Annotated in this window: 13 protein-coding genes; 5 read left to right on the forward strand and 8 right to left on the reverse strand. The window is 45.4% G+C overall.

Annotated elements, in window-relative coordinates:
• Positions 1 to 94: 94 nt before the first annotated feature.
• Both OSCI_RS10830 and OSCI_RS10835 read right to left on the reverse strand, forming a co-directional pair.
• The gene (locus OSCI_RS10830; RefSeq protein WP_007354979.1) at positions 95 to 439 is read right to left on the reverse strand and encodes a BON domain-containing protein; all 345 of its coding nucleotides are present in this window, start codon (positions 437 to 439) and stop codon (positions 95 to 97) included.
• A 58-nt stretch (positions 440 to 497) separates the two neighbouring features.
• Positions 498 to 1,373, reverse strand: coding sequence for a hypothetical protein (locus tag OSCI_RS10835; RefSeq protein ID WP_007354980.1), 876 nt, complete (start codon positions 1,371 to 1,373; stop codon positions 498 to 500).
• Positions 1,374 to 1,468: 95 nt separating this feature from the next.
• On the opposite strand from OSCI_RS10835, the gene pgeF reads away from it, so the two are divergent.
• Positions 1,469 to 2,353 (forward strand): peptidoglycan editing factor PgeF, encoded by an 885-nt coding sequence (gene pgeF / locus OSCI_RS10840; protein ID WP_007354981.1) that lies wholly within the window; start codon positions 1,469 to 1,471, stop codon positions 2,351 to 2,353.
• Between the two features lie 23 nt (positions 2,354 to 2,376).
• On the opposite strand, the gene OSCI_RS10845 is transcribed toward pgeF, so the two are convergent.
• From OSCI_RS10845 to tadA, 3 genes are all read right to left on the reverse strand, one after another.
• The gene (locus tag OSCI_RS10845) at positions 2,377 to 2,781 is read right to left on the reverse strand and encodes a hypothetical protein (RefSeq protein WP_007354982.1); all 405 of its coding nucleotides are present in this window, start codon (positions 2,779 to 2,781) and stop codon (positions 2,377 to 2,379) included.
• A 41-nt stretch (positions 2,782 to 2,822) separates the two neighbouring features.
• A complete protein-coding gene (locus OSCI_RS10850) occupies positions 2,823 to 3,533 on the reverse strand; it encodes a lysophospholipid acyltransferase family protein (RefSeq protein ID WP_007354983.1) in 711 nt (236 codons plus the stop codon).
• Between the two features lie 136 nt (positions 3,534 to 3,669).
• Positions 3,670 to 4,179, reverse strand: coding sequence for a tRNA adenosine(34) deaminase TadA (gene tadA, locus OSCI_RS10855; protein ID WP_007354984.1), 510 nt, complete (start codon positions 4,177 to 4,179; stop codon positions 3,670 to 3,672).
• A gap of 79 nt (positions 4,180 to 4,258) precedes the next feature.
• On the opposite strand from tadA, the gene OSCI_RS10860 reads away from it, so the two are divergent.
• Both OSCI_RS10860 and menB read left to right on the forward strand, forming a co-directional pair.
• Positions 4,259 to 4,864, forward strand: a complete 606-nt coding sequence (locus OSCI_RS10860) for a TerB family tellurite resistance protein (protein WP_007354985.1) — start codon at positions 4,259 to 4,261, stop codon at positions 4,862 to 4,864.
• 150 nt (positions 4,865 to 5,014) lie between these two features.
• Positions 5,015 to 5,848 carry a 1,4-dihydroxy-2-naphthoyl-CoA synthase gene (menB, locus tag OSCI_RS10865; RefSeq protein WP_007354986.1) on the forward strand — a complete coding sequence of 278 codons (834 nt, stop codon included), beginning with the start codon at positions 5,015 to 5,017 and terminating at the stop codon, positions 5,846 to 5,848.
• Between the two features lie 74 nt (positions 5,849 to 5,922).
• Here the strand turns inward: menB and OSCI_RS31950 are convergent, their stop codons facing one another.
• Entirely contained in the window at positions 5,923 to 6,153 is a 231-nt protein-coding gene (locus OSCI_RS31950; RefSeq protein ID WP_007354987.1) for an HAD-IA family hydrolase, read from the reverse strand.
• A 40-nt stretch (positions 6,154 to 6,193) separates the two neighbouring features.
• On the opposite strand from OSCI_RS31950, the gene OSCI_RS10870 reads away from it, so the two are divergent.
• Positions 6,194 to 7,378, forward strand: coding sequence for an RNA-guided endonuclease InsQ/TnpB family protein (locus OSCI_RS10870; protein ID WP_007354988.1), 1,185 nt, complete (start codon positions 6,194 to 6,196; stop codon positions 7,376 to 7,378).
• On the opposite strand, the gene OSCI_RS10875 is transcribed toward OSCI_RS10870, so the two are convergent.
• Together OSCI_RS10875 and OSCI_RS10880 are read right to left on the reverse strand one after the other, a co-directional pair.
• On the reverse strand, positions 7,372 to 7,587 hold the full coding sequence (locus tag OSCI_RS10875) for a hypothetical protein (protein WP_007354989.1): 216 nt from the start codon (positions 7,585 to 7,587) through the stop codon (positions 7,372 to 7,374). The two genes, OSCI_RS10870 and OSCI_RS10875, sit on opposite strands and share 7 nt — an antisense overlap.
• A 403-nt stretch (positions 7,588 to 7,990) precedes the next feature.
• Positions 7,991 to 8,269, reverse strand: a complete 279-nt coding sequence (locus tag OSCI_RS10880) for a hypothetical protein (protein ID WP_007354990.1) — start codon at positions 8,267 to 8,269, stop codon at positions 7,991 to 7,993.
• Between the two features lie 710 nt (positions 8,270 to 8,979).
• Between OSCI_RS10880 and OSCI_RS10885 the strand changes: the two genes are divergently transcribed.
• A partial coding sequence (locus tag OSCI_RS10885) for a hypothetical protein (protein ID WP_039962119.1) occupies positions 8,980 to 10,172 on the forward strand: 1,193 nt, incomplete at its 3' end.

Below are 10,172 nucleotides of genomic sequence, written 5' to 3' on the forward strand. Positions count from 1 at the left end.
CTATATATCTCTGAAATTTGGCAGCTCAAAACGGCAAAGCCCGCTGGAGCGGGCTTGAAGGTAAGTTAGGGGTAGGGGGCGCGATCGCTAATGGCTAGCCCACTGTCACCTGATCGGTTTGTACAGCGGTTGCTCCTTCCTCAGCGGAGGCGATCGCCACCAGCTTATCTAGGATCTCCTGGCTTGGCACTTTCCCTTTAAGGACAACAGTGCTGCTGAGCTGAGCAACATAGACAGTCTCAATATCAGCAACTTCTGCATCGTTGTCAAAAGCGAGGGCCACCCGCTTTGCCAAGCCACTCTCATCAAAATTCCCATCTGGGCCAACCTTAGCTGGGGCAATAGATTGAGCTGCTGCTGCTTGCTGCACCACCTGCGTCATCGGTTCAGCGGGGGGTTCAGGCTTTTCTAGTCCGAATAGTCTTTTAAACCAGCCCATAGTAGTAGATATCTCCTTAAAAGATGCTTGTTTACAAGATACCTCTATGGCTCAGCACTTACCAACTCATAAAGACAGATCCTCCCATATTTTCATCATCAGTACCTAGCACCACGCCGCCTGAAGCTCCCGGTACGAGTTCAATCCCCTCTATTTTGTGGTCAGGCAAGTGATATAGAGGAGTAAGAGACTGCCGGAATTGGAAAATGCGATCGCTAAAACTGCCCGCAACATAAACCGCAGAATCAAAGGGCCCGTCATCGCCATTATCAGTCGCCGCTGACACGAAGACGACACCAGCCGCATCTATCTTAAGGTCAGAAATATGGCGCACATTTCCCGTTGGGAAAGGTACTGTCAACTTTGCAGAACCTTGTTGAGTAATTTGATAAGTAGCAAGATTAAGGACTCCCCAGTAAATAACCGCCGGATCTGCCCCTTGGCCCCGATGAGCCCAAACAGCTAATAATTTACCCTCGATATTTTGCAAACCAAAGGATTCAAAGTTGCTGCCTTTGGGAATATTTGGCAAATCAAAGACTTTCAGAACTGAAACGGTTTTATTATCCCCACTAAGTTGAATATGATAAACTTTACCTGCACTCGCTAAGGCCATAAAAGAATCTGTCCCTGGAACGGCAGTTAGCCCCTCTAAATCACTTGGTAGTTCTGTATTAGCGGGCCAGTTGACGGGGGAATATTGGGGTTGTTCTTTACCTGCTATTGTGACGATGGCGAGGCGGCCTTGATTTTTGTCTTTGTTGTCATGCACTATCAGGAAGGAAGAGGTTTCCTTTTGTTGGCTAACCAAAGCTATACCGCTGATATTGAAAAGGATTTCGCCTCGGACTGGTCGCCAGATTTGGGCAATGGCTAGCTGCGGTATTAGTAATAATGGGGTGAGCAGCAGAAGTCTGAGAAGTAACTTTTTCAATTTGTCTGTGTTTCACCTTAACGCTTTAATTAGAAGGGTAAATATAGCAGATATATCTTACAATTAAAAGCAATTCTAATCATCATTATATTTTAATGACTGTAACTGGCGATCGCATTCCCAATATACCCACCTCTGACCAATCTAGCCAACCAGATAGCGCAACTTGGCAATGGCGCAGTTGGGAAGGATTACCCTACCTAACTTGCAGCTTACTCGACTCTTGGCCGCACGGCTTCTTTACTCAAAATTTCTCCCCGAAAACACCCTCAGACTTAGTAAAAATCCTCGATCCCCAGGCGCAAGTTTACCGCGTTAAACAAGTACACGGCAATGCCGTACTCAAAACCAGTGAAATCCGCCCATTTTCAACTCCTGACGATAATGCCGCATCTGCGGGTCAAAACTCCTCTGAAATCTTAGCTGAAGCAGATGGAATCCTTACAGAGAAAGAGTTAGAATCGGTGTGGGTTTGTTCGGCTGACTGCGTACCGGTGTTGATTGCTGATGTGGAAACCGGACAAGTCGCCGCCGTTCATGCCGGTTGGCGGGGAACTGCTAGTAAGATCGTACCGGCAGCGATCGCACATTTTGCAGTTAATGGCAGTCAACTGGCAAATCTGCGCGTAGCTTTAGGGCCTGCGATCGCAGGTAATGTTTACCAAGTATCATTAGATGTAGCAATCCAACTCGGTAGTACAATTGCCCCAGAACTTGCTGATAATTCCCCAGACTTACTGGAATTTTTGCAACAAATGTCAGATGCGCCTGTATTACCCGATTCCCAACCCGGAAAGGTACGCTTAGATGTGCGACGGTTTAATGCTTTACAATTAGAGCAATTGGGGATTAGTTTTGAGCAAGTAGCGATCGCGCCTGAATGTACCTACTCTAACCCAACTCACTTTTATTCTTACCGCCGCGATGGACTCAAAAAAGTGCAGTGGTCTGGAATTGTGAGCACTCCAACTACTTTATAACCCATAAAAAATATAATTAACCCTTAACTACCACCATCAAATCTAGCAAAAGCACTCGGATAAGCCGCCCAAACCTTACCCACAAAATCTCTTAATTGCCGATGAGCAATAACCACATCCTTCCCTTCACTATCTAGCGACTGCAACTCAGTCAAAAGCGGAATTACCTCCGTATCAAGAGCAACTCGAAATAAACTTAAAGGCCACAGCAAATCCGAGCCATCACGCAAATCCCATAAAGTACGATCTTCATGGGCAACCGAACTGCGATCGCAGACAGATACTACTAACATTAATGGTCGTACCCAGCATAACCTACGTGCCGACACCACTTGGATTACATCAGCATAAAGGCACGCATCTCGAAATTCTAAACAGACAATCTGGCTAGGCCCAAAATTTGGCACAGAATCAATTGACACAGACATCAGGGAACAAATACATACCTTTAACAGTCATAGAACTCAACTCACTCTCGATCGATCCTTTTGAGAGCCGTTTCTAAATCAGCAGTTAACAATTGTGCATCCTTTTTTCCTGCACCAGTGCAATAATCAGCCGCCGACAGCGGAGAGCCGATCGTAATTTTCACACGAGAACCCCAGCGAGGAATGCAGGGATGGTAGCGAATACTCATAGGTACAATTTTAACATCCAGTCCTGGGTGACTCGACTCTGCTTGAATCGCCAGACGGGCCAATCCTGGTTTGAGAGGGTGAACTTGATTATCTTGGAAAATGCCGCCTTCGGGAAAAATGACAAACATTTGCCCATCAAGAAGAAGTTCTACCCCATGACGGAGAGTCGCAATCGCCGGATGCTTGGGATCGACTGGAAACCCACCCAACCGCCTGATAAACCAGCCTTGCAATCCTTTAACCTCATTCACTGAAACCATAAATCGCAGATCTCTGCCCGTAACGTATCGCCCAGTAGAGTAAGGTAGCATCTGAGAATCCCAGCGAGAGCGGTGAGTAGGAGCCAAAATTACAGGCCCTTCTCTGGGAATGTGTTCCTGTCCAAGCACCTCAATACTACGAAAATAAAAAGGCAGGATAAGGTAGCGGCCCAAAGGATAAACCAATGGGGCTAACCAAGGAGAAACGTGAGAATTAATAGATGTCGCCTTGGCAGGCATTTGTGTCTCTAGGGATGAATTAGTGGAGTCAAAAGTAATCATGGCAGTGTACCTCAAAGCAATCAAGCTTTTTTAAGGACTTTCTGACTCTACACTAAGTTTTTTAACAAACCCTTTGGAAGTCAAAAGGGCCACTTCCGCTATTGTCATTCAATTAAATCAGCGATTTAATCTATTGCTAGCTCTTGGCTTGGCCGCGACGCTTTGCAAACCAAGATTGTAACTGTTCCCGGCACTCAGACTCCATAATCCCACCAAGTACAGGCAAGCGGTGATAGGAACAGTCGCTATCAGGGATATTACCAACAGTCCTGATTGTGCCAGATTTCGGATCGTCCACTCCATAGACTAGGAGACCGATTCGGGCTTGTACGATCGCCCCAGCGCACATCGGACAAGGCTCCAAAGTAACGTAGAGCGTACAAGCATTGAGATGCCAATTTTGTAGAGCAATACCCGCCCCCCGCAGAGCTAAAATTTCAGCATGAGCTGTAGGATCGCAATCTCGCTCTCGCCGATTTTGTCCCTGTGCAATCAACTTGCCCTGACTATCCACGATCGCAGCACCCACAGGTACTTCCCCAGCCTCTCCCGCCTCCTGTGCCAACTTTATAGCTCTACTCATCCACTGGCAGTGAGTCAGGTAAATAGGAGCGTAGATAGGCCGCACATTTTTGTAGTCGATCATACTTGCGTCACAGAAAACACTTAAGATGGTTAGATTAGGTTGCGATCGTCGGGTGCTAAATCGACAATTATTTAAAATTATGGACACTTCGCTGATTGGCTTAGAAGTTGTTGAGCTCTTGTCCCGGATCAGCGGACAGAGGCTCCGCCCACAAGATGTCACCCCTCTAGTAGTCTTTCTGACTGCTCTAATTTCTATTTTACGGGGAGTGATTATTATAGATAAAACGGTTGCTGTTGAAGAAGAAGAACGGCTCCAAAAGACTCTTAAAGCCTTTGTCAATGCAGAGCGCGATCATCTTCAACTGATCCAGCGCATTCTCAAGGGAGTCGCTAAACAACAGGTTTATTTCAACCCTAGTGAACTGGTAACGCTGACGGCTTTATTTTCAGACTCAGAAAAATTGTTGTTAATTGCCTTCGGCTATGAAATGTCAGCCGCCGATGGAGATTTCGACCTCCGAGAACAGATGTATTTGCAATCCATTGGCCATCGGCTCGGAATTGACTATCGCCACACAACAGTTCTTGATACTGTATTTGCAAAAGAAGGAACTATCGACCCCGATGCTTTGGCGGAGGTTCAAAGTTTACTCGACCCCGCTGAGTTTGAGGCTCACAATCCCGTATTCGCTAAAGCTGCAAAGCATTTGGCTTCTTTGTTGCAGTCTAAGGGTAATAGTTAACTGTTAACTGTTAACTGTTAACTGTTAACTGTTAACTGGTAATTGGTAATTGGTAATTGGTAATCGCTAATGGCTAATCGCTAATCGCTAATGACCATCTCCCCTGCCCCCCTGCTCCCCCGCCCCCCCTGCTCCCCCGCCCCTATTCCTATGCAAATTGAATGGCAAACTGCCAAAACTTACGAAGATATCCTTTACCACAAAAGCGGCGGTATTGCCAAAATTACTATTAATCGCCCTCACAAACGTAACGCTTTTCGTCCTAAAACTGTTTTTGAACTCTGCGACGCTTTTGCCGATAGCCGTGAAGATAGTCAAATTGGTGTTGTTCTGTTCACTGGTGCTGGCCCGCATACAGATGGGAAATACGCCTTTTGTGCTGGCGGCGACCAAAGCGTTCGGGGATCGGGGGGATATGTAGATGAGGCAGGCATTCCCCGGCTAAACGTATTAGATTTACAACGCTTAATTCGATCGATGCCCAAAGTTGTCATTGCCCTAGTTGCAGGTTATGCGATCGGTGGGGGTCATGTCTTGCATCTAATCTGTGACCTCACAATTGCTGCTGAAAATGCCATTTTTGGACAGACAGGCCCAAAAGTCGGGAGTTTTGATGGGGGTTTTGGTGCAAGTTATCTGGCTAGAATTGTAGGGCAAAAAAAAGCGCGGGAAATTTGGTACTTGTGTCGTCAATATACAGCATTGCAAGCTGAAGCAATGGGTTTAGTTAACTGTGTTGTACCTGTCGAACAGTTGGAACAGGAGGGGATTCAGTGGGCTAATGAGATTTTGGATAAAAGTCCGATCGCAATTCGTTGTCTGAAAGCTGCTTTTAATGCTGACTGCGATGGCCAAGCGGGACTGCAAGAACTAGCAGGTAATGCCACATTATTGTATTACATGACTCAGGAGGGGGCTGAGGGGAAACAAGCATTTTTGGAAAAGCGCCAGCCCGATTTTCGTAAATTTCCTTGGCTCCCATAGGCACAATTTCAACAGGAGAGGAAATTATTCTCAAAATTCTCAATTAAAAAATTATTATAGGGCTGCTAATTGCACTAGCTTTTTAACAGCCTCAAATTTTTTAGCCAAGACTCGTCGATCGCTTCAAGTGAATCTAGCTTGAAATCTGCGATCGCAAACCGGGGATCTGCTCGTTCCTCTAGTGCTGGCACAACGATACATTTCATCCTTGCTGCCTTAGCGCTGTTCATACCCCGAACGGAGTCTTCAAACGCTACGCACTTGCTTGGATGTATGCCCAAACGAGCAGCAGTTGTTAGATACACGGCTAGAATACAAGTATAGTATTAAGCAAAAGAAAAAACCATGTTGGTACTAGAAGCAAAATTGAAAGGAAAAAATTGGCAGTACAAATTGCTAGAGGAAGCAATTCGCACTGCCAATTTTGTTCGCAATAAAGCTTTGCTGTACTGGATGGACAATCGGGGAGTTAGTAAAAACGATCTTCAGAAACTTTGTGCAACCTTAGCCAAGGAATATGATTGGGCGGGGAAATTAAATTCCCAAGTCAGACAATCATCTGCTGATAGAGCTTGGAATGGTATTTCTCGGTTCTACAAAAACTGTAAAGAAGGCAAACCAGGAAAGAAAGGTTATCCAAAGTTCAAGAAACGCGGCCATTCTGTCGAATACAAGCAAACTGGATGGAGGTTAGCTGAAGACAGGAAACGCATCGCTTTTACCGATGGATTCAAAGCGGGAACATTCAAACTCATAGGAACTCGCGACTTAAGCTTTTATCAGCCCGAACAGATCAAACGAGTCCGGGTTGTTAAAAGAGCCGATGGCTTCTATTGCCAATTCCTGATTGATGTAGAGCGTTCTGAGCCACAGTCGCCAACTGGTAAAGCAGTAGGAATTGATTTGGGGTTAGAGTTTTTCTATACCGATTCAGAAGGCAACCAAATCGAAAACCCTAGATTTTTGAGAAAGTCAGAGAAATCTTTAAAGAGATTGCAACGACGGGTTTCTAAAAGGAAAAAGGGTTCTAAAAACAGAAGAAAGGCTATCAATAAGATGGCTCGGAAACACTTGAAGGTTAGTAGGCAACGCCGAGAATTTGCGGTAAGAACTGCAAGGGCGTTAACAGTATCTAGCGATGCGATTGCCTATGAAGACTTGAAAGTGTCAAACATGGTAAAAAATCATAAGCTTGCCAAATCTATTTCAGATGCGGCATGGTCGATGTTCACTAATTGGGTTGACTATTTTGCCAAAATACGTGGGGTTCACGTTGTAGAAGTAGCGCCTCATTTCACATCTCAAGATTGCTCAAGGTGTGGGACAAGAGTTAAGAAATCGCTATCGACTCGTACCCATAAATGCCCATCTTGTGGATTGATTGAACATCGAGATTTGAATGCGGCTAAAAATATTTTGGCTAAGGGTTTAGGAATAAATACGGTGGGGCACACCGGAATTTCTAAGCTTGAGGAGATTGGATCTCTGGCTTGTTCTGAGCAATCAGAATGGGTTAAGTCCGGTCATTGATTCAAGAATCCCACCGCCTTTAGGCGTGGGAGTGTCAACCGATTGATAATCTGTTTGGCTACTGCGGACTGACTAACACCCGTCCAAGGAAATATGGCATACCAATGACTGACAACCTCATCAATACGCAAACCCATTGTTTGAGAACACATACTCTCTTTTAGTGGGACTCCCAGAGCGTTAAATATCTCCACTTCTGCTTTGCACATAGAGGCTCACTATCAATTAGTAATCCGTCCATATCGAAGATTACAGCCAAGTCCAGCATCAAACTTCCCTCAAGCACCTAGATTGACAACCGCGACTGTTTTGTTCTCAAGGCGATCGGAGACAATACCAGCCATTAGCTTTGTGTCTAACTCTTATCATCCTAAATTTCAAACGCATCCGATCCAGAACGCAAGTTATAAAAACGCATCCACCCAATTGTAGGCAGATAGATTTTATTGCCTTATAATTTTTTCTCTTCCTGGGTTGTAAGAGAAAGATTTAAAGTCCTGGTGGCGGTTAAATCTAGGGAATCCCGCACCTTGGAAAAATTTATTGAAAAATTTGTTAACTCTAGCTGGAATTAACGGCAACACTAATTTAATCTTTTTTAATCTTTGTTCCTTAGCTAGGGATTTTAGCTAGAACCGAGCGAGCGGGTTCCTGGGGTTCAAGCTCGGAAACTGGGAGAGCGATCGCACCCCGTAAGTTCACTTCGTGCTGCTGCGAGATCACCATCTCTTCTATTTCTTCCCAAACAGGGGCAAAGGGTGGGATCGCCAAAGAACAAGAAGCCCATGCGCTTTGAACCGGGACATTAAGCTGCTGGCAAACACCACCACGTCTTCCTTCTGGCGTATAATACCTACAGTGACGGCAAGCTGAAGTTAACGAGGTTTTCATAAAAATTCCCTTAGCGCATAATCTTCACCTTTTAATTGTGCAATGTTCTGTTTGTAGGTCGGAAAGTACCCAATCCTTTATTCTGTCTCGCTTAGAGCGATCCCCACACTAAAAGTAACCTTAACAATTTATTTATAATTCTGTTATATATAGAAATAATCTAAGTAAGTTCTGGAGCATGACTAGGAGCGAAGCTAGGCTGAAGCATTAAAAAACTAACGGGGATCAAGCCAAAAGTTAAACGCTTCTCTAAAAATATGTATCGTAAATGACAAATATTTTAGGCCGAAAAAGAGAGCAGTTATCAATTATGAGTTATTAGTTTTCAATAACTCATAACGATGAGGTCATAATTAAATATAAGAGACAGAGCGTACAAAAGCTGGCTACCTAAGTTTTTTCCCATCTACCTTGTGCCTTTGACCTAAGTCTTTTGTCTCCATCCTCCGATGCTGGTCTAACTGTTGACTACCAGTTAAGGTTAAATCGGGACTTAAACACAGCAATCCATCTGCCTCAAGTCCTGTCGGAAAAAGTAAGCGTAGTTTAGGCTGAAGTTACGCTCGCGGACACCGAAGCAGCCGAGTAGCCAAAATGAAACAGGAAGCCAAGGTAAAATCTGAGTCGTCAGATTTGAGTAACTATTGGTGGAAGGGCAACCCAATACTTTAAAGTTCTAAAATCGATGAAGAGGTGGTAGGAGTTTTTTTATGAGTAAGCGTTCCTCGGTTGAATCCCCGGATAAATTATCCTCAAATCAAATCAAGCCTGCTCTACAGGCTGTTATGGGCTGTTTAGACGTAAACCTGGAAGAAGAAGTGAGCCAGTATCGGCGGCAACGACAGCGATCGCAACAATGGGTAGCTCCATCTGTCAGCCTTGGCGCTAAGCCAGTCAGTCCCTCCCTAGATTTAATCTCTCCTGCGGCGACAGACAACCTAGCTGAGCAGAAGACGGTATTATCACCAGAGATGAAGCCCCGACAAACTATTCATTTCGAGACGCGATCGCCAAACTCACAACTAGCGATCGCAGACAACGCCGCAGATAAAACTCTGACATCAGCAGGCAGCGATCGCCTATCTGCCAAATCAGCTAATAGCCAGCGATCGCCCAATGATTACCTAGCATCTAGCGAAGAACTTCTCAAAAGTTTAGACGAGAGACAACTAGAACCAGAAACAGAACGAAGTTTAACAGCAAGTCTGTTTACACCCTTGGGATTAAGCTCAATGCTGCTGTTCCTGCTATCTTGCATTGCTCTCGGCTACACAGTCATCAATCCCTCAATTCTGGCTAATCTGGGATTCAACCGCTGGCTCAAACAAAGCAGTCCCACCCCTGCCGCAAGTCCCGTTAATACCGCAGCCGATAGCAGCAATCAGGCGGATCTCCCAAAAGCTCCCAATCTAGCTTCCAAAGAGTTTGTTGAACTAGATTTAAGCACCCTGAGCAATGTCAAACCTACTCCAAGTCCTATTGCTGTACCATCGGCTAAACCTTCAATACCGCCCGCTCCCAAGCCCGTTGCTGGGGTAAGTTTACCTAACCCAATACCACCAGCACCGGCGAATGCAGCTAATACAAACGACGAGGGCCTTAACAATCTCACCAGAGCTCTACTTCCGAAGCCATCGCCAACACCAGTAGCCCCCCGCCAATTAGCTCCGATACCATCGGCGGCTAAGTCGGCGGCATCCCCAGCAGCAACACCGAAGCCAGTTGTCTCAAATCCTGGCATCCCTGTAAAAGCTCAAGATGGTTACTATTACGTAGTCCTAGATTACAGCAATGAAAAATCTTTAGAGCAGGCCCGAACAGCAGTTGCAGATGCCTATGTTCGGGAGTTCCCAAATGGTGTCAAGATCCAAATGGGGGCTCTGGAAGATCCTAGAGCAGCCGA

The organism is Kamptonema sp. PCC 6506 (assembly GCF_000180455.1).
GTDB classification, from domain to species: domain Bacteria; phylum Cyanobacteriota; class Cyanobacteriia; order Cyanobacteriales; family Microcoleaceae; genus Kamptonema; species Kamptonema formosum.